Raw genomic sequence first — 18,519 nt, 5'->3', positions numbered from 1 at the left:
CGTCAGAATATTCGGGTGTACCAGTTCCTCAGCCCGTCTGTTCAGCACACGCTCGACCTGATCGGCATCTTCGTCTTCGCCATCTCCGGCGCGCTGCTGGCCGTCCGCAAGAACTTCGACGTCTTCGGCATCGCCGTCCTCGCCGAGGTCACCGCCCTCGGCGGCGGGCTGTTCCGCGACCTGATCATCGGTGCCGTGCCGCCGGCGGCCTTCACCGACTTCGGGTACTTCGTGACGCCCCTGTTCGCGGCCCTGCTGGTGTTCTTCCTCCACCCCCACGTCGAGCGCATCCAGACCGGCGTCAATGTGTTCGACGCGGCCGGGCTCGGCCTGTTCTGCGTCGCAGGCACGACGAAGGCGTACGAGTACGGGCTCGGCCTCACCCAGTCGGCGGCGCTGGGACTCGCCACGGCCGTGGGCGGCGGTGTGCTGCGTGATGTCCTCGCCAACGAGGTGCCGTCGCTGCTGCGCTGGGACCGCGATCTGTACGCGGTGCCCGCGATGGTCGGCGCCACGATGGTCGTCGTCTGCCTGCACTACGACGCGCTGACCCCGGCCGCGAGCGCACTCGCCGCGGTCACCGCGTTCGTGCTGCGGCTGCTCGCGATGCGGTACCACTGGCGGGCCCCGCGGGCGTGGAACCGGCGCTCCACCGTCCGGGAGGAGTAGCCCCGCTCCCGGCCCCGTCGCCGTTGCCGTCTCGGGTCCCGCTTCCGGTCCTCCCCTCGCCGAGCAGGCCGGTGAGCCAGTGGAAGACCGGTTCCACCTGGGGCCGCCACAGCGCCATGGTGTGGCCGCCCGCGTTCGGCGGGACCCGGACCACGTGCACGGTGGTCGGTGCCTTCGCCGCCTCCTTCAGGGCGAGGCCGGCCTCGTAGCCGTCGTGCGGCTGCCCGGAGACGTACAGCGCGGTCCGGGGCGGCACGGTCGCCTTCCGCAGCAGCATCCAGGGGTTGTTCGCGGCGCGCAGCTCGGGGGTGCGGGCGGCGAGGGAGCCGCTCTCGGCGACGGGGTCGTTGTAGCCGGACAGGCTCACCCCCGCCCGGTAGCGGTCGGGGTGGGCGACGGCCAGCTTGGCCGCGCAGTGCCCGCCGGCGGAGTACCCGGCGACCGCCCAGCCGTCCGGGGCGGGACGGGCGCGGAAGTTGTCCATGACCATCTTCGGCACGTCGACGCTCAGCCAGGAGTCGGCGTTGACCCGGCCGGGCACGTTGGCGCAGCCGGTGTCCCGGCCGGGCAGCAGGGTGGTGCGGGGCGAGACCAGGATGAACGGCGCGATCTCGCCGGATCGCATCAGCGGCAGCAGCTGCTCGTGCGCCTTCATCGACCCGAACCAGGCCTTCGCCGAGCCGGGGTAGCCGGGCAGCAGCTCGACCACGGGGAAGGTGCGGTTCCGGTAGGCGGGGTCGTCGTACTGCGGCGGCAGCCATACGTACACCTCGGCCTCCACACCGGAGACGCGACCCTTGACGTGGGTGACGCGGACACCGCCGGCCGCGTGCATACCGGGGCCCTCGGCCTGCCGGAACGTCTGCCGCACCTTGGGCAGCTTGTCCACGTTGACGCCGCCCTTGCCGTCGGCACCGAGGTCGTCGGCCCGCTGCACATGGTCGCCGGTGCCGAGCAGGTCACCCCAGGTGTCGTACAGGTTGTTGGCGTTGTTGACCAGCGCGAAGACCAGGGCGACGGCCGTGACCTGCGCGAACAGCAGCATCAGCAGACGGGCCGCGGCGCGCAGCGGGCGCGGGCCCGGCACGCGCGACCACAGCGCGAGCGGCAGCACCAGGGCGAGCACGGCCAGCGCGATCAGCGTGGCGAGAAAGGGAGTCCCGGTCAGGCTCATGTCCCAGGAGAGGGAAAGCCTTGGCCCGAGGTTTACCTGTGGGTGGCATCTCACTTAGAAAGCTACCGCTTAGTATTTGCCCGTTGTACGGTTCATCCATGTCAGAAGCAGCATCCGCCGCGGCCCGACAGGCCATGATCGGCGACAGCGAGTTCGACCGGGACACCGCCGTCATCCGCCGGGAGCCCGGTGTCTACGACATCGACCTCTCGGCCGGCTGGACGATCATCAACGCCGTCAACGGCGGCTATCTGCTGGCCGTCCTGGGCCGCGCCCTCGCGGACGCACTGCCGCACGCCGACCCGTTCACCGTCTCCGCGCACTACCTGACCGCCTCCCAGCCGGGCCCCGCCGTCGTCCGCACCGATGTGGTGCGCACCGGCCGCACCCTCTCCACCGGCCAGGCCTCCCTCTTCCAGTACGCGGAGGACGGCACCGAGGTCGAACGCATCCGCGTCCTCGCCTCCTACGGCGACCTCGACTCCCTCCCCGACGACGTGCGGACCACCGCCAAGCCGCCCGAGATCCCGCCCATCGAGCAGTGCTTCGGCGCGGACGACTCCCCGGCCCCGGTGCCCGGCAGCTCCGCCATCGCCGACCGGCTGATGCTCAAGCTCGACCCGGCCACCCTCGGCTGGGCGCTCGGACAGCCGTCCGGGAAGGGCGAGATGCGGGCCTGGTTCGGGCTGGCCGACGGCCGCGACCCCGACCCGCTCTCCCTGCTGCTCGCGGTGGACGCCCTTCCGCCCACCGCCTTCGAGCTGGGCCTGTCCGGCTGGGTGCCCACGGTCGAGCTGACCGTGCACGTCCGCTGCCGCCCGGCACCCGGCCCGCTGCGCGTCGCGATCACCACCCGCAACCTGGCCGGCGGCTTCCTGGAGGAGGACGCCGAGGTCTGGGACAGCGCCGACCGGCTGGTGGCCCAGTCCAGGCAGCTCGCCCGGGTACGGCTGGGCTGAGCGGGCGGCGGGCGGTCGGGGTGCAGGTCTCGGGCCCGGCCGAGCGGTTCCCGGCCCGTCCAGGCCGCGAGCCGGGTGTGCACGTCCGCCTCCTCGGGGACGGACCGCACCCCGTCGATGGGCGTCCCGCCCCGCCGCTCCGCCGGCAGGACACGCTCGGCGGTCGCCGGCGCGAACGCAGACAGCTCCGCGTCGGGTTCGCCCGGTCGGCCGAGCGCCTCCCGGGTCGGTACGGCCCCGATGTTCCGGCGAAAACCTGACAGTTCCCGTCAGCTTTTGCGCCGGACCCGGGCCCGGCGGGATCCTTGCCCCCGTGAAGTCCGACCGCCTGCTGTCGATCCTGCTGCTCCTTCAGACCCGGGGCCGGGTCCCCGCCCGCGAACTCGCCGACCGCCTGGAGGTGTCGGTCCGTACCGTCTACCGCGACATCGAGGCGCTGTCCGCCGCGGGCGTCCCCGTCTATGCCGAGCGCGGCCGGCACGGCGGCATCGAACTCCTCCCCGGTTTCCGCACCGACGTCACCGGGCTGACCGCCGACGAGTCCCGGGCGCTGTTCGTCCTCGCCGCGCAGGGCGTCCATGCCGCCCTCGGTCTGGACGCGGCGCTCGGCTCGGCGCTGCGCAAGGTGATGGCCGCGCTGCCCGCGCCGCACCGCCCGGCCGCCGAGGTCACCAGCCGCCGTGTCCTCGTGGACGCCACCCGCTGGCGCGGCGGCCCGCGGCAGGCGGTGGACCTGGACACGCTGCGGGACGCCGTGTTCACCGACCGGCGCCTGAAGCTGCGCTACCGGCACAGCGGGCAGAGCGAGGACCGCACGTACACCGTCGACCCGTACGGGCTGGTCGCCAAGGCGGGCGTCTGGTACCTCGTCGCCGACCGGTGCGGCAAGCCCCGGCTGTTCCGCGCCGACCGGGTGCGGTCGGCGACCGTGCTGGACGCTCCCGCACGCCGTCGGCCGGGCGTCGAGCTGGCCGACGCCTGGGAGGTGCTGCGCCGTCAGATCGAGGAACGGCCGGGCGGGCTGGAGGTGACGGTGCGGGTGCGCCGCGACCGGCTCGGCATGTTCCAGCGGATCGCGGCCGGCTCGCTGGCGGGCCCGCCGGACGACGACGGAACGGGCGAGTGGGTCACCGCCCGGCTGTCGTACGGCATCGTCCGCGAGGCCCGGCAGCTCCTCGCCTTCTCCGACAACGTGGAGGTGGTCTCCCCGCCGGAGGTCCGCGCCGAACTCGCCGAGGCGGCGGCCGTGACCCGGCTGTACGCGGGGAAGGCGGCGCCCGAGGGGGACGGCGCGTCGGACGCCGACGGGTCGGGAGTCGTCGGTCCTGTCATTCCGCGTTCCAGTGCCGGCGGCCCAGGCTGATCAGACGGAGCTGACGGCGGGCCAGATCGGCGACCCGGGCCCGCTCCTCGCCGTCCTCGGCCGGCGTCTCCAGGAACAGGGACGCCGTACTGAGCATCTGGTCCACATAGAGATGGGCGAGCATCATCAGATCCTCGTCGCTCCAGCCCGCCGAGACCGGGTCCTTCGCCAGCTCGGCCCGCACCTCCTCGGTGAACCGGGCCAGTTGGTCCCCGATGGCCTCCCGCACCGGCTGCACGCCCCCGTGCCGCTCCCGCGCGATGAACCTCACATGGGCGGGGTGCTCGTCCACATGACGGGCGATCAGCTTCACGGCGCGGTCGATGCGCTCCTCGCTGTCGCCCGACGGGGACACCGTCGTCCGGATCATCGCGTGCAGGCTGCCCAGCGCCTCCTCGACGAGGGCCACGCCCAGGTCGGCGGTGGAGCGGAAGTGCCGGTAGAAGGCGGTCGGCGCGACGCCGACGGCACGCGTGACCTCGCGCAGACCCAGGCTGCTCAGGCTCTGCTCCTCCAGCAGCCGCAGGGCCGCGTCCAGGAGCGCCTGGCGGGTCTTCTGCTTCTGCGCCTGCCGGATGCCGAGGGTGTGACTCATGCCATGCAGTTAACAACTGTTCTCCGGAATTGCAAAGCCGTGCGACGCGCTAGACTGGGTAGTCAGTGAACAAGTGTTACTACAACCGTTCACCGAAACTTCACTGAGGGGGATCCGTCCGATGCTGTTCCTCGTCGCCGCACTCCTGCTGCTCGGCGTCGTGATGGGCACCGTGGCCCACGCGCCGCTGAGCTTCACGCTCGTCGCCGCCGCCGTCATCGCCGCCTGGCTCGGCATCTTCGCGCTGCGCGAGCGGCACACCCGCCGCCGCGGCACCTCGGCCCACTGAGTCGAACGCCCGTCCGACCGACCACTCCGACCGTCGGGAGCCGACCCGTCATGCACCTCACCGCACCGGCCACGCGCCGCACCGGTATCCGCGACACCGACGGCATGGCCGTCGCGTCCTTCATCCTCGGCCTGCTCGGCCTGCTCGTGCTGAACCTGTTCCTCGGCCCGATCGCCATCGTCCTCGCCTCGATCGCCCTGTGGCGCGGCACCGCCCGCCGCGGACGCGCCCTGCTCGGCCTCGGCCTCGGTGTCGCCGACCTGCTGGTGCTGCTCGCCTTCGTCCAGGCCGACCACACGCTGTCCTGGAGTCTCTGAGCCGCGCCCGCCGGGCCGTACGGCCCGTGCCGCCCGTACCGCCAGTGAGGCCGCGCCGGCCGAGGGGCGCCGGCCGTGCGCTTCAGGCCGACTCCGGCCGTGGATCCGCGACCCGGGGCCCGTAGAATCGGCGTCACCATGGCTTACCTCGACCACGCCGCGACCACGCCGATGCTCCCCGAGGCGGTCGAGGCACTCACCGCCCAGTTGAGCGTCACCGGCAACGCGTCTTCCCTGCACGCATCCGGCCGCCGCGCGCGGCGCACCGTCGAGGAAGCCCGCGAGACCCTCGCGGAAGCCCTCGGCGCCCGCCCCAGCGAGATCGTCTTCACCTCCGGCGGCACCGAGGCCGACAACCTCGCCGTCAAGGGCCTGTTCTGGTCGCGCCGCGCCGCCGACCCGGCCCGCACGCGCGTCCTCGCCAGCCCCGTCGAGCACCACGCCGTGCTGGACGCCGTCGACTGGCTCGGCGAGCACGAGGGCGCCGTCGTCGAGTACCTGCCGGTCGATTCCTACGGCCGGGTGCATCCCGAGGCGCTGCGCGAGGCCATCGCCCGCGACCCCGGCGATGTCGCCCTCGCCACCGTCATGTGGGCCAACAACGAGATCGGCACCGTCCTGCCGGTCCGTGAACTGGCCGATGTGGCGGCCGAGTTCGGAGTCCCGCTGCACGCCGACGCGGTGCAGGCCTTCGGTCAGGTCCCGGTCGACTTCGCCGCCTCCGGACTCGCCGCGATGACCGTCTCCGGCCACAAGATCGGCGGCCCGTACGGCATCGGTGCCCTCGTCCTCGGCCGCGACCACAGCCCCGTGCCCGTCCTGCACGGCGGCGGCCAGGAACGCCATGTGCGCTCCGGCACCCTCGACGTCCCGGCCATCGCCTCCTTCGCCGTCGCCGGCCGGATCGCCGCCGAACAGCGCGAGCGGTTCGCCCGGGACATCGGCCGGCTCCGCGACGCACTCATCGACGCGGTCCGCACCGCCGTACCCGACGCGATCCTCGGCGGGGACCCGGTCGACCGCCTCCCCGCCAACGCCCACTTCACCTTCCCCGGCTGCGAGGGCGACTCCCTGTTGCTCCTGCTGGACGCCCAGGGCATCGAATGCTCCACCGGCTCCGCCTGCACCGCGGGCGTCGCCCAGCCCAGCCATGTGCTGCTGGCCACCGGCACCGACCCCGACCTGGCCCGCGGCACCCTGCGCTTCTCCCTCGGGCACACCTCCACCGAGGAGGACGTCGAAGCGGTCGCCAAGGCCATCGGCCCGGCGGTGGAGCGAGCACGCGCGGCCGGACTCACCTGAGCCGCGGAGGCGCCGGCCCCGGAGCGGGGGCCGTTCGGGCCGCACGGGCACGAAAAAGCGGCCCACGAGACGGGTTCCCTTCGCCGGCATGGTCCGGATCAGGTGGTGGGGGTCGCCTTCCGGCAGCCACCTCACGGCGGTCGCCTTCCGGCCTCTCAGCCCGACCGTCGACGTCGGCATCGGCGGAAACCTCGGTCTCACGCCCACGTCGGCTACGACGCTCGGACTCCCTCACTCGTCCCGTAGGCCTTGCCTCCAGGATAGAACGCCTCTCACTGGGCGGAAGAGGGTGATTCTTGATTTTTTCCGGCATTCTCCGCGGCCGTGTACTCCCGCCGCACCAGCCCCATGTACCGGTCCCAGTCCCAGTGCGGCCCCGGATCGGTGTGGTCCGTCCCCGGCACCTCCACATGCCCCAGGATGTGCTCCCGGTCCACGGGTATGCCGTACCGGAGGCAGATACCCGCCGCCAGCCGCGCCGAAGCCGCGTACATCGCCGCCGTGAAATCCTGCGGGCGGTCCACGAACCCCTCGTGCTCGATACCGACGCTGTGCTCGTTGACCTCCCGGTTGCCCGCGTGGAACGCCACGTCCAGCTCCCGGATCATCTGCGTGATCCGGCCGTCCTGCCCCACGATGTAATGCGCCGCCGCCTTGTGCCCCGGGTCCTGGAACGCCTTCACCGCGCTCGCCCGGCTGCCCTGGGTGACATGGACGACGACGCGGTCGATGTCGTAGTCGTCGGGCCGGTCCGCGCGCCGGTAGTTCGCCGGTGACGCCTCCACCCAGCGCGCGCCCGCGAAGTCCACCGCCCCCGCCACCCGCGGCTTCTCCACCCCCGGCATCCGCCACCACAGGTGCGCCAGCTCGTCCCGGGCCAGCACCGCCGTGCCCACCGCCGCCGCCGCGCCGCCGATGAGCAGAGCACGCCGCCCGATCCGCCGGTCCGCTTCGCTCTTCGCATCCCCCACGCGATCGACAACGCATATCCGCGGGCTCCGGTTCCCGCGCCCCCGTACTCTGGAAGGGTTATGACTGACACCCCGCAGCGCCCCCGCCCCCTCCGCGTCCTCGCCGCCATGTCCGGCGGCGTCGACTCCGCCGTCGCCGCCGCACGCGCCGCCGAAGCGGGCCACGACGTGACCGGCGTCCATCTGGCGCTCTCCGCCAACCCGCAGTCCTTCCGCACGGGCGCGCGGGGCTGTTGCACCATCGAGGACTCCCGCGACGCCCGGCGCGCCGCCGACGTCATCGGCATCCCGTTCTACGTCTGGGACCTCGCCGACCGGTTCCGCGAGGACGTCGTCGAGGACTTCGTCGCCGAGTACGAGGCGGGCCGCACCCCCAACCCGTGCCTGCGCTGCAACGAGAAGATCAAGTTCGCCGCCCTGCTCGACAAGGCCCTCGCGCTCGGCTTCGACGCCGTCTGCACCGGCCACTACGCCAAGATCGTCACCCGGCCCGACGGCACCCGCGAACTGCACCGCGCCTCCGACATGGCCAAGGACCAGTCGTACGTCCTCGGCGTCCTCGACGAACAGCAGCTCGCCCACGCCCTCTTCCCGCTCGGTGACACCGTCACCACCAAGGACGAGATCCGCGCCGAGGCCGAGCGCCGCGGCCTCGCCGTCGCCAAGAAGCCCGACTCGCACGACATCTGCTTCATCGCCGACGGCGACACCCAGGGCTTCCTCGCCCGCCGCCTCGGCAAGGCCGAGGGCGACATCGTCGACGAGGACGGCAACAAGCTCGGCACCCACGAGGGCGCCTACGGCTTCACCATCGGCCAGCGCAAGGGCCTGCGCATCGGCACCCCGGCCCCCGACGGCAAGCCCCGCTACGTCCTCGACATCTCCCCGGTGAACAACACCGTCACCGTCGGCCCCGCCGAGGCCCTCGACGTCACCGCGCTCACCGCGATCCGCCCCCGCTGGTGCGGCACCGCCCCCAGCGGCCCCGGCACCTACACCGCGCAGCTGCGCGCCCACGGCGAGGAGACCGAGGTGCGCGCCGAGATGGCCGACGGCGAACTGCGCGTCACCTTCACCGAGCCGGTCCGCGGCGTCGCACCCGGCCAGGCCATCGTCCTGTACGACGGCACGCGCGTGGTCGGCTCGGCGACGATCGCCACCACCACGCGCGCGAGGACGGCCGCCGCGGTCTGACCCGGCCGGCGCGCCGCACCCGACGCGGCCCGCACCGGCGCCGGGGGGCGCGCGCCCGGCGCCTGCGGCTCACTGCGTGAAGTACTCCGCCAGCACCGGCCCCAGCACCTCCGGCTCCACCATGTGGGTCTGGCCCGGCAGCTCCCGGTACGTGCCGTCCGGCACCGCCTCCGCGACGTCCCGGGCCGCCCGCGGCAGCCACGCCGGGCTCGCCCCGCCCGCCACCGACAGCACCGGCACGCCCACCGACGCCAGCAGCTCGCGGGGGAGCAGCCCGTCACCCATCACGGCGTTGTCGTACGCCAGGCTCGGCGCGACCGTCTCCATGCCCGCCCACATCGGCGACTGCCGCGCGCCCTGGATGGTCTGCTCGCCGAGCCCCGTCAGCCGCAGGAACAGCTCCACCGCGTCCCCGCGCCGGTCCTCCCCGAGCGCCTGCGCGAGATCCTCCGAATAGCGCGCGTGCAGCTCCGCCCCGCCCTCCAGATGATCCGCGTACGGCACCTCGTACACGGCGACCCGGCGCACCGGCAGCCCGGCCGCCGCCGCCCGCAGCACCAGCGCGCCGCCCGAGGACACCCCGAACAGGGCCGCGTCGCCGCCCGCCGCCTCGGCGACCGCCGCCAGATCCTCGATCTCACGCTCGACCGTGTACGGCGCCGTGTCACCGCTCTCGCCGCGGCCCCGGCGGTCGTACACCACGGCCGTGCACCGGTCGGCGAGCCGGTGCGCCAGCGGAGCCACCGTGCCGCCGGTCGACATGGCCCCGCTGACCAGGACCACCACCGGCCCCCGGCCGGTCACGTCGTACGCGAGGGACGTCCCGTCGCGGGAAACCGTCTTCTTCTCCATGAAGCCGAGACTGCCACTCGCGGGCCGACTCATCGCGGACGACACCTCGACGACCCGCCCCGTCCCGCCGTGCGACCCCGTGACCGTGTGCGCCTCACCCGTGCTCCGGGAGCGCTCTCCGGGCCGCCGCGCCGTCCGCGTACCGTGACGCCATGCGTATCTGTGTCTTCCTCTCCGCCGCCGACCTCGACGAGCGCTACACCCGCCCCGCCCGTGAATTCGCCGAACTTCTCGGCAAAGGAGGCCACACACTGGTGTGGGGCGGCTCCGACGTCGGACTGATGAAGGTCGTCGCCGACGGGGTGCAGGAGTCCGGCGGCCGGCTGTGCGGGGTGTCCGTGGAGTTCCTCTCCGCCCGGGTGCGCCACGGCGCCGACGAGATGGTCGTCGCCCGCGACCTCGCCGAACGCAAGCGGCTGATGCTGGAGAAGGCCGACGCCGTCGTCGTCATGGTCGGCGGCACCGGCACCCTCGACGAAGCCACCGAGATCCTGGAACTGAAGAAGCACGGCCACACCGACAAGCCGGTCGTCCTGCTGAACACCGCCGGCTTCTACGACGGGCTCAAGCAGCAGTTCCACCGCATGGAGAGCGAGGGCTTCCTGCCGCGCCCGCTCGCCGAGCTGGTGTTCTTCGCGGACGAACCCGTCGGCGCACTGGCCTACCTGGAGGAGAGCCAGGGCGTCCGCTGACCGCGCGGTGATGGGAGCATGGCGGGCATGGCTACACATGTGATCACCGGCGCCGGGTCCGGCATCGGCGCGGCCGTCGCCCGCCGCCTGCACGCGCGCGGGGACGATCTCGTCCTGCACGCGCGCGACGCGGGCCGCGCCAAGGAACTGGCCGCCGAGTTCCCCGGCGCCCGCACCCTCGTCGGGGACCTCGCCGACCCCGACCGGCTCAGCTGGGCGTTCTCCCACCAGTCCCTGCCGGACCGGGTGGACTCCCTGCTGCACATCGCGGGCGTCGTCGACCTCGGCAAGGTCGGCGATCTCACCCCGAAGACCTGGCGCCACCAGCTCGACGTCAACCTGATCGCCCCCGCCGAACTCACCCGGCACTTCCTGCCGCAGCTGCGCGCCTCCCGCGGTCACGTCGTGTTCGTGAACTCCGGGGCCGGACTCAACGCCCACGCCGAGTGGTCCGCGTACGCCGCCTCCAAGCACGGCCTGAAGGCCCTCGCCGACGCCCTGCGCCACGAGGAGCACGCCAACGGCGTCCGCGTCACCTCCGTCTACCCCGGCCGCACCGCCAGCCCCATGCAGGCCAAGGTGCACCGGCAGGAGGGCAAGGAGTACGACCCCGTCCGGTGGATCGACCCCGAATCGGTCGCCACGACCGTCCTCATGGCCCTCGACCTGCCGAGGGACGCCGAGGTCAACGACCTCACCGTGCGCCCCGGGCGGTGAAAGCCGGCGCCGGCGTTCCGTAGGCTTCCCGGGTGAGCGACAACACCCAGTTCAGCTTCGGCGCGGCCACCGGGGTCGGGTCCCTCCCCGGTGGCGACGCCCGGGAGGCCGCGAAGACGGCCACCGGATCCTTCGAGGACTTCCCGTTCCTGCCCGAGCTGCCCGCACGCGGACCCGGCGCCGACATGATCGGCCGCACCGCGGGGATGCTCGTCGAGCTGTACGCGCGCGTGGAGCCCAGCGGCTGGCGCATCGGCGACCGGCCCGGCCGCGACACCAGACGGGCCCGCTCCTGGCTGCGGGAGGACCTCGACGCCCTGGAGGAGTTCACCCAGGGCTACGAGGGGCCGCTCAAGGTGCAGGCAGTCGGCCCCTGGACGCTCGCCGCGAGCCTGGAGCTGAAGAACGGCGAGGCCGCCCTCTCCGACCCCGGAGCCTGCCGCGACCTCGCCGCCTCCCTCGCCGAAGGGCTGCGGCTGCACCTCGACGAGGTGCGCCGCCGCGTCCCCGGCGCGCGGATCGTCCTCCAGCTCGACGAGCCCTCCCTCACCGCCGTCCTGCGCGGACAGGTCCGCACCGCCAGCGGCTACCGCACCCACCGCGCCGTCGACCGGCAGATCGTCGAGGCCGCTGTGCGGGACATCGTCGGCGTGCACGACGAAGGGCCCGTCGTCGTCCACTCCTGCGCCCCGGACGTGCCGTTCGCGCTGCTGCGCAGGGCGGGCGCCGCCGCGGTCTCCTTCGACTTCTCCCTGCTCACCGAGCGTGACGACGAGGCGATCGGGGAGGCCGTGGAGGGCGGCACGCGGCTCTTCGCCGGTGTCGTGCCCGGCACGGACGGCCCATTGTCGGACCCTGCCGGTAGCGTCATGGGTGTCAGGACGCTGTGGCGCAGGCTGGGGCTGCATCCTGGGCTGCTCGCCCAGGCGGTGACGATCACCCCGGCATGCGGTCTCGCGGGCGCGTCCCCCGGTTACGCACGCCGGGCGCTCGCCCACTGCGTCCGGGCGGCGAGATCCCTCGCGGACAACCCAGAGTAACGGGAGGACGACACGGTGGCCGGCGACAAGCAGCAGGCGGAGACGGCGGTGCCCGCCGAGGCTCGGGAGAGGCACGCGCAGCTCGCCGAGCAGATCGAGGAGCACCGCTTCCGGTACTACGTGAAGGACGCTCCCGTCGTCAGCGACGCGGAGTTCGACACGTTGCTGAAGACCCTGGAGGCGCTGGAGGAGGAGTATCCGGAGCTGCGCACCCCGGACTCCCCGACCCAGAAGGTCGCCGGCTCCTACGCCACGGAGTTCACGGCGGTCGAGCACCGGCAGCGGATGCTGTCCCTGGACAACACCTTCAACGACGAGGAGCTGGCCGCCTGGGCCGAGCGCATCCACCGCGAGCTGGGCGAGCAGGAGTTCCACTTCCTGTGCGAGCTGAAGGTGGACGGCCTCGCGGTCAACCTCACCTACGAGCGGGGCCGGCTGGTCCGCGCCGCCACCCGCGGCGACGGCCGCACCGGCGAGGACATCACACCCAACGTCCGTACGATCGCCGAGATCCCCGACCGGCTCGCCGCCGACGACGTCCCCGACCTCGTCGAGATCCGCGGCGAGGTGTACTTCCCCGGCGAGCAGTTCGAGGAGCTGAACGCCCGTCTGGTGGCCGCCGGCGACAAGCCGTTCGCCAACCCGCGCAACGCCGCCGCCGGATCGCTGCGCCAGAAGGACCCGCGCGTCACCGCGACCCGCCCGCTGCACATGGTGGTCCACGGCATCGGCGCCCTGGAGGGGTACAAGGGCATGACCCGGCTCTCCCAGGCGTACGACCTGCTGAAGAGCTGGGGTCTGCCCACCTCGCCGCACGCGCGCGTGGTCGACGGCCTCGACGGGGTACGGGAGTTCATCGCGTACTACGGCGAGAACCGGCACTCCGTGGAGCACGAGATCGACGGAGTGGTCGTCAAGCTCGACGAGATCCCCCTCCAGGGCCGGCTCGGCTCCACCTCCCGCGCCCCCCGCTGGGCCATCGCGTACAAGTACGCGCCGGAGGAGGTCAACACCAAGCTCGTCAACATCCGCGTGGGCGTGGGCCGCACCGGCCGGGTCACGCCGTACGCGCAGGTCGAACCGGTCACCGTGGCCGGCTCCGAGGTCGAGTTCGCCACCCTGCACAACCAGGACGTCGTCAAGGCCAAGGGCGTCCTCATCGGCGACACGGTCGTGCTGCGCAAGGCCGGTGACGTCATCCCGGAGATCCTCGGCCCGGTCGTCGATCTGCGTGACGGCACCGAGCGGGAGTTCGTGATGCCGAGCGAGTGCCCCGAGTGCGGTACGCCGCTGCGGCCCATGAAGGAGGGCGACGTCGACCTGCGCTGCCCCAACGCCCGGTCCTGCCCGGCCCAGTTGCGGGAGCGGCTGTTCTATCTCGCGGGCCGCAAGGCCCTCGACATCGAGCACTTCGGCTATGTGGCGGCGGCGGCGCTCACCAAGCCGCTGGAGCCGGCCGAGCCTCCGCTGAAGGACGAGGGCGACCTGTTCGATCTGACGGTCGAGCAGCTGCTGCCCATCAAGGCGTACGTCGTCGACCAGGACAGCGGCCTGCCCAAGCGCGATCCGAAGACCGGCGAGGACAAGATCGTCACCGTGTTCGCCAACCAGCAGGGCGAGCCGAAGAAGAACGCCCTCGCCATGCTGGAGAACATCCGCGCCGCCAAGGACCGCCCGCTGGCCCGCGTGCTGACCGGCCTGTCCATCCGGCACGTCGGCCCGGTCGCGGCGGAGGCGCTGGCCCGGGAGTTCCGCTCCATCGACCGGATCGAGCAGGCGAGCGAGGAGGAGCTGGCCGGCACCGAGGGCGTCGGCCCCATCATCGCCGCCTCCCTGAAGGAATGGTTCGCCGAGGACTGGCACCAGGAGATCCTGCGCAAGTGGCGTGCCGCGGGCGTGCGGATGGAGGAGGAGTCCACCGGTGAGGACGAGGGCCCGCGCCCGCTGGAGGGACTCACCGTCGTCGTCACCGGCACCCTGGAGAACCACACCCGCGACGGTGCCAAGGAGGCACTGCAGAGCCGCGGCGCGAAAGTGACCGGATCGGTGTCCAAGAAGACGTCGTTCGTCGTCGTCGGCGACAACCCCGGATCGAAATACGACAAGGCCGTGCAGCTGAAGGTGCCCGTTCTGGACGAGTCCGGTTTCGCCGTCCTGCTCGAACAGGGTCCCGACGCCGCGGCCGAAGTCGCACTCTCGTCCGAGGAGTAGCGGTTGAAGGGCACTCGATCGGTGCATATCAGATGCATACGGGTGGCCGGGGCGCAAACGGGCAACCGCCGACGACCGGTGCCCGTGGAAGCCTTCTGCGGCCTACTGTTGAGGTGTGCGCCTGCCGTGCCCAGCTGCGGTCGGGGCATCCCCGTGTTCCGGACGGCTCGGGAAGGACAGGGGCAGGGTTTCCCAACGCGGAACCGCTGATGGTTGTCGGGCATCGGGCCGCGTGGCGTGGGCACCGCCGGCTGTGAGAGGGACGGGAATGGAACCGACCGAGAGCGTCGCCCCGGACTCACGGCTGCGCCTGCGCCGTATGGCCGGCGCATGGCGTGGCTGGGCGACGCGGGTATCGGAGCGCGCCGGCCGGCGGGGGCGCACCGCCGCGGCGCACGGCGCACCGGACGCGCTGCTCGCCTCCGGACATCCGACCGCCGGTCACGACCGGCACCGGTCGTGGGTGAGGCTGCCCGCCGCGGTCGTCGTCGCCGCCGCGCTGGTGCTCGGCGCCGGTTTCGTCCGCGCCTTCACCGGCGACCACCCCCTCTTCCCGTCCGGCACGGCCGGCTGGTCGCTGGCCGTGCTCACCGGCATCGTCGTCGGCCACCTCGTGATGCTGGGCCGCGCCCGCTGGTGGGGCGGCACCGGCTCCGGCGCCGCCCTCACCCTCGCGGTCCTGCTGCTGTACGGCTGGGTCCCGGCCGGCCTGGTCAGCCTCACCGTCGTCGTCCTGGTCGGCGTGGCCCGCCGCCACCGCTGGCGGCAGGGCGTCCTGCACGGCGCCGTGGACATCCTCGGCATCGGCGCGGGCGCCCTCGTGCTGGCCGCGTTCGGGGCCGTACCGAGCGTCGAGGACCCGTGGGACCCGGACCGCTGGACCCTCTACACCGCACCCCAGGTGGTGCTGGTCGCGGCGGCCTATCTCCTCGTCTCCCGCGCCCTGTTGTGGTACCTGCACGCGCTGCGCACCGGCGGCCTGCCCACCGTCGCCCGCACCGCCCTCGTCAGACAGGGCCTGGTCGCGATCGCCCTCCTCGGCATCGCACCCCTGGTGTGCGTCGTGGCCGTGTCCAAGCCGATCCTGCTGCCCCTGTTCGCCATCCCGCTCATCGCCCTCGACTCCACCCTGTGGATCGCCCGCGCCCGCGCGGAGGAGCAGTTGCGCGACCCGCTCACCGGGCTGCCCAACCGGCAGTGGCTCCTCGAACGCATCTGGACGGCCCTGGACGACGCCGAACGCATCGACGCCCGCGCCGCCCTCATGCTGATCGATCTCGACCGCTTCCGATCGGTCAACGACACCCTCGGTCATCTCGCCGGTGACCGGCTGCTGCTTCAGACCGCCGACCGGCTGCGGCTCGCCCTGCCGCGCGGCGCGGAGGTCGCCCGGCTCGGCGGCGACGAGTTCGCCGTCTTACTGCCGGTCGCCGACTCCACCACGTCCGCGACCCGCATCGCCCGCGGCCTCGTGGCCGCCCTCAGCTCCCCGCTCGACCTCGACGGACTCACCCTCGTCCTGGAGGCCAGCGCGGGGGTCGCCGTCTTCCCCGACCACGCCCTCGACGCCGAAGGCCTGCTGCGCCGCGCCGACGTGGCGATGTACCAGGCCAAACGGGACCGCACCGGCGTCGAGGTGTACGAGTCCAAGCGGGACTCCAACACCCCCGACCGGCTCGGCCTCCTCGGCGATCTGCGGCGCGCGCTCGACGCGCACGAGGTGCAGCTGCACTACCAGCCCAAGGTCCGCTTCGACGGCCAGGTGGCCGGCCTGGAGGCCCTGGTCCGCTGGGTGCACCCGGAGCGCGGCAAGGTCCCGCCGGACGAGTTCATAGCCATCGCCGAGTCCTCCGGCCTGATGCCCCATCTCACCGAGTACGTCCTGGAGACGGCCCTGGGGCAGGTCGCCCGGTGGCGGTCGGAGGGCCTGTTCGTCCCGGTCGCCGTCAACGTCTCCCCGCGCGACGTGCACACCCCCGGCTTCGCCGGCTCCGTCGCCGCCCGCCTCGCCCGGCACGGGGTGCCCGCCGGGGCGCTCCAGCTGGAGATCACCGAGCATGTCCTCCTGGAGGACCCGACCCGCGCCGCCGACACCCTCGCCGCGCTCACCGGCCACGGCGTGAAGATGTCCCTGGACGACTTCGGCACCGGCTACTCCTCCCTCGTCCATCTGCGCCGGCTGCCCGTCAGCGAACTGAAGATCGACCGGTCCTTCGTCGCCCGGCTCGCCGTCGACACCGAGGACGCGGAGATCGTCCGCTGCACCGTCGACCTCGCCCACTCGCTCGGCCTGCTCGTCGTCGCCGAGGGCGTCGAGGACGACGAGACCTGGGAGCGGCTGCGCGACCTCGGCTGCGACGCCGTACAGGGCTGGCTGGTCGCGGCGGCGATGCCGCCCGAGGAGACCACGGCCTGGCTGCGCGCCCGCGGCTCACGCGGCTGGCAGCGCCCCGCGGCGGCCCTCCCTGCGGCGACGGCGGAGGAACCGGGCCGCTGAGGCGCGGCACGCCCGGCACACGGGACGACGGCGCCGGGCGGGCGGCGGGCCGGCCCGCCCGTCAGCTCCCCGGCAGCCCCGCCGTGAAGTGCCCGATCAGCAGGGCGAGCCGCCGCTCGTGCCCGGCCTCGGGGAGCCGGCCGCTGCGCATCAACGTGACCAGGCCGTGCAGGCCCGCCCAGAACGTCTCGGTGAGCAGCCCGGTGTCCTCGCCCTCTGCCGCCGTCGGCTCCACCGCGGCCAGCAGCTCCCCGAACGCCTCCCGCAGCGGCGCCGGTGCCTCGGGCGTCGCCCACGGCAGATCCACGAGGTGCGTGAACATCGCGTCGTACAGCGCGGGCCGGCGCCGCGCGAACGCGGTGTACGCCTCGCCGACCGCCGCGAGCCGGGCCCGGGTCCCCTCCGCGGCCGTCCGGGCGCGCCGCAGCTCGCCGGCGAGTTCCGCGCAGCCCTCCACGGCGACCGCCGCCATGATCGCGGTCTTGCCCTTGAAGTGGCTGTAGAGGACCGGCTGGCTGTACTCGATCTCCGCCGCCAGCCGGCGCGTCGTCACCGCGTCCCAGCCCTCCGCCTCGGCCAGCTCCCGCGCGGCCGAGACGATCAGCCGTTCGCGCTCGGCCCGTTCGCGCTCCTTGCGCGCCTGAATCGACATGACCCGGATTCTAGCAGTGCTAGCAACACTGCCGCCGCTCGTGCTAGCGTCGAAACAAGACCTAGCGCCGCTAGCGAACATGAATGGGGATCCCGATGACCGTCGCCGCCACCACCCTGGCCGTCCTGCTCGACCTGTTCTGCCTGTTCCTCGGCTACCGCTTCTGGTTCCGGCCCGCGCCCGCCGCCGCCGGTTACGGCGTCCCCGCCGACCCGCGCGGTGACGCGGGCGCCTATCTGACGGTCAAGGGCCTGCGCGACGGCACCTTCGGCCTCGTGGGCCTCGCCCTGCTGGTCTTCGCCGGGCTGCGCGCGGAGGCCTGGTTCATGGTGTGCGTGGCGCTGATCCCGCTCGTGGACACGGTGATCGTCCTGCGCCACGGCGGTGCGCGGGCCGTCGCGTTCGGTATCCACTTCGCCACCGCGCTCGTCGTGCTCCTCAGCGCCGCCCTGCTCTTCGCGGCCTGAGCCGCCGACGGTGCGGTGTCCCCGGAGCCGTGCGGGCGGGGCCGCCGAGGAGGCCGCACAGGAGATCGCGGAACAGGCCGTACAAGAGGCCGTGGAAGAGTCCGCGTCGGACGCCGCCGGAGCGGCCGAGGAGAAACCGTTTAACGGCCGCCGCCCCGCGCCCCATAGGATTGGGGCCAGTCGCCACATTCCCGCCTGTCCGGAATGCGACGACTGGCCCCGGCCCAAACCACACACTCACCCCAGAGGAACGCTGCATGCCTGGCATCACGCGCGAGGAGGTCGCCCACCTCGCCCGGCTGGCGCGTCTGGAGCTGAAGCCCGAAGAGCTCGACCACTTCGCAGGCCAGCTGGACGACATCATCGGCGCGGTGGCCCGCGTCAGCGAGGTCGCCGACCAAGACGTACCGCCGACCTCGCACCCGCTCCCGCTGACGAACGTCATGCGCCCGGACGAGGTCCGTCCCTCGCTCACCCCCGAGCAGGCGCTGTCCGGCGCCCCGGCCCAGGAGCAGCAGCGTTTCAAGGTGCCGCAGATCCTGGGGGAGGAGTGACCGC

At 73.0% G+C, this 18,519-nt stretch carries 19 protein-coding genes; 14 read left to right on the top strand and 5 right to left on the bottom strand.

Annotated features, from left to right (window positions below; all coding sequences use genetic code 11):
• Positions 1-15: 15 nt before the first annotated feature.
• Positions 16-669: a trimeric intracellular cation channel family protein gene (locus MTQ10_RS00305; RefSeq protein WP_247460942.1), complete on the top strand. Its 654-nt coding sequence runs from the start codon at positions 16-18 to the stop codon at positions 667-669.
• Here the strand turns inward: MTQ10_RS00305 and MTQ10_RS00300 are convergent.
• A complete protein-coding gene (locus MTQ10_RS00300; protein WP_247460939.1) occupies positions 578-1,843 on the bottom strand; it encodes an alpha/beta hydrolase in 1,266 nt (421 codons plus the stop codon). The genes MTQ10_RS00305 and MTQ10_RS00300 overlap by 92 nt on opposite strands.
• Before the next feature lie 98 nt (positions 1,844-1,941).
• On the opposite strand from MTQ10_RS00300, the gene MTQ10_RS00295 reads away from it, so the two are divergent.
• Both MTQ10_RS00295 and MTQ10_RS00290 read left to right on the top strand, forming a co-directional pair.
• Positions 1,942-2,802 carry a thioesterase family protein gene (locus MTQ10_RS00295; protein WP_247460937.1) on the top strand — a complete coding sequence of 287 codons (861 nt, stop codon included), beginning with the start codon at positions 1,942-1,944 and terminating at the stop codon, positions 2,800-2,802.
• A gap of 313 nt (positions 2,803-3,115) precedes the next feature.
• Positions 3,116-4,165, top strand: a complete 1,050-nt coding sequence (locus tag MTQ10_RS00290; protein WP_247460935.1) for a helix-turn-helix transcriptional regulator — start codon at positions 3,116-3,118, stop codon at positions 4,163-4,165.
• Here the strand turns inward: MTQ10_RS00290 and MTQ10_RS00285 are convergent.
• Entirely contained in the window at positions 4,131-4,760 is a 630-nt protein-coding gene (locus MTQ10_RS00285; RefSeq protein WP_247460933.1) for a TetR family transcriptional regulator, read from the bottom strand. The genes MTQ10_RS00290 and MTQ10_RS00285 overlap by 35 nt on opposite strands.
• A 121-nt stretch (positions 4,761-4,881) precedes the next feature.
• Here MTQ10_RS00285 and MTQ10_RS00280 point away from each other — a divergent pair, with 121 nt between their 5' ends.
• The 3 genes from MTQ10_RS00280 to MTQ10_RS00270 all read left to right on the top strand — a co-directional run bounded on the left by MTQ10_RS00280 (position 4,882) and on the right by MTQ10_RS00270 (position 6,668).
• On the top strand, positions 4,882-5,049 hold the full coding sequence (locus MTQ10_RS00280) for a hypothetical protein (protein WP_247460931.1): 168 nt from the start codon (positions 4,882-4,884) through the stop codon (positions 5,047-5,049).
• A gap of 50 nt (positions 5,050-5,099) precedes the next feature.
• Entirely contained in the window at positions 5,100-5,366 is a 267-nt protein-coding gene (locus MTQ10_RS00275; RefSeq protein ID WP_247460929.1) for a DUF4190 domain-containing protein, read from the top strand.
• A gap of 138 nt (positions 5,367-5,504) precedes the next feature.
• Complete coding sequence (locus tag MTQ10_RS00270; RefSeq protein ID WP_247460927.1) at positions 5,505-6,668, top strand: cysteine desulfurase family protein; 1,164 nt, start codon at positions 5,505-5,507, stop codon at positions 6,666-6,668.
• Positions 6,669-6,940: 272 nt separating this feature from the next.
• Here MTQ10_RS00270 and MTQ10_RS00265 read toward each other — a convergent pair whose 3' ends face one another.
• Positions 6,941-7,639 (bottom strand): N-acetylmuramoyl-L-alanine amidase, encoded by a 699-nt coding sequence (locus MTQ10_RS00265; protein ID WP_247460925.1) that lies wholly within the window; start codon positions 7,637-7,639, stop codon positions 6,941-6,943.
• 60 nt (positions 7,640-7,699) lie between these two features.
• Here MTQ10_RS00265 and mnmA point away from each other — a divergent pair, with 60 nt between their 5' ends.
• Entirely contained in the window at positions 7,700-8,833 is a 1,134-nt protein-coding gene (gene mnmA, locus MTQ10_RS00260; protein WP_247460922.1) for a tRNA 2-thiouridine(34) synthase MnmA, read from the top strand.
• 69 nt (positions 8,834-8,902) lie between these two features.
• On the opposite strand, the gene MTQ10_RS00255 is transcribed toward mnmA, so the two are convergent.
• Positions 8,903-9,685 (bottom strand): alpha/beta fold hydrolase, encoded by a 783-nt coding sequence (locus tag MTQ10_RS00255; protein ID WP_247460920.1) that lies wholly within the window; start codon positions 9,683-9,685, stop codon positions 8,903-8,905.
• A gap of 152 nt (positions 9,686-9,837) precedes the next feature.
• Here MTQ10_RS00255 and MTQ10_RS00250 point away from each other — a divergent pair, with 152 nt between their 5' ends.
• The 5 genes from MTQ10_RS00250 to MTQ10_RS00230 all read left to right on the top strand — a co-directional run bounded on the left by MTQ10_RS00250 (position 9,838) and on the right by MTQ10_RS00230 (position 16,842).
• A complete protein-coding gene (locus tag MTQ10_RS00250; RefSeq protein WP_247460919.1) occupies positions 9,838-10,377 on the top strand; it encodes a TIGR00730 family Rossman fold protein in 540 nt (179 codons plus the stop codon).
• A gap of 18 nt (positions 10,378-10,395) precedes the next feature.
• Complete coding sequence (locus MTQ10_RS00245; RefSeq protein WP_247460917.1) at positions 10,396-11,094, top strand: SDR family oxidoreductase; 699 nt, start codon at positions 10,396-10,398, stop codon at positions 11,092-11,094.
• A gap of 32 nt (positions 11,095-11,126) precedes the next feature.
• Positions 11,127-12,134, top strand: coding sequence for a methionine synthase (locus MTQ10_RS00240; RefSeq protein WP_247460915.1), 1,008 nt, complete (start codon positions 11,127-11,129; stop codon positions 12,132-12,134).
• A gap of 15 nt (positions 12,135-12,149) precedes the next feature.
• Complete coding sequence (ligA, locus tag MTQ10_RS00235; protein WP_247460913.1) at positions 12,150-14,345, top strand: NAD-dependent DNA ligase LigA; 2,196 nt, start codon at positions 12,150-12,152, stop codon at positions 14,343-14,345.
• Positions 14,346-14,613: 268 nt separating this feature from the next.
• Positions 14,614-16,842 (top strand): putative bifunctional diguanylate cyclase/phosphodiesterase, encoded by a 2,229-nt coding sequence (locus MTQ10_RS00230; protein ID WP_247460911.1) that lies wholly within the window; start codon positions 14,614-14,616, stop codon positions 16,840-16,842.
• A gap of 61 nt (positions 16,843-16,903) precedes the next feature.
• On the opposite strand, the gene MTQ10_RS00225 is transcribed toward MTQ10_RS00230, so the two are convergent.
• Positions 16,904-17,494 (bottom strand): TetR/AcrR family transcriptional regulator, encoded by a 591-nt coding sequence (locus MTQ10_RS00225; protein WP_247460909.1) that lies wholly within the window; start codon positions 17,492-17,494, stop codon positions 16,904-16,906.
• A gap of 95 nt (positions 17,495-17,589) precedes the next feature.
• Here MTQ10_RS00225 and MTQ10_RS00220 point away from each other — a divergent pair, with 95 nt between their 5' ends.
• Together MTQ10_RS00220 and gatC are read left to right on the top strand one after the other, a co-directional pair.
• Positions 17,590-17,961 (top strand): DUF4267 domain-containing protein, encoded by a 372-nt coding sequence (locus MTQ10_RS00220; protein WP_247461005.1) that lies wholly within the window; start codon positions 17,590-17,592, stop codon positions 17,959-17,961.
• 257 nt (positions 17,962-18,218) lie between these two features.
• Positions 18,219-18,515 carry an Asp-tRNA(Asn)/Glu-tRNA(Gln) amidotransferase subunit GatC gene (gene gatC / locus MTQ10_RS00215; protein ID WP_004925108.1) on the top strand — a complete coding sequence of 99 codons (297 nt, stop codon included), beginning with the start codon at positions 18,219-18,221 and terminating at the stop codon, positions 18,513-18,515.
• The last annotated feature ends 4 nt before the right edge of the window (positions 18,516-18,519 follow it).

This window comes from Streptomyces sp. XM83C, from assembly GCF_023072675.1.
Taxonomy (GTDB): domain Bacteria; phylum Actinomycetota; class Actinomycetes; order Streptomycetales; family Streptomycetaceae; genus Streptomyces; species Streptomyces thermocoprophilus.
The sequence above is the reverse complement of the archived record's forward strand: the minus strand, read 5'-3'. Positions and strand labels throughout refer to the sequence as shown.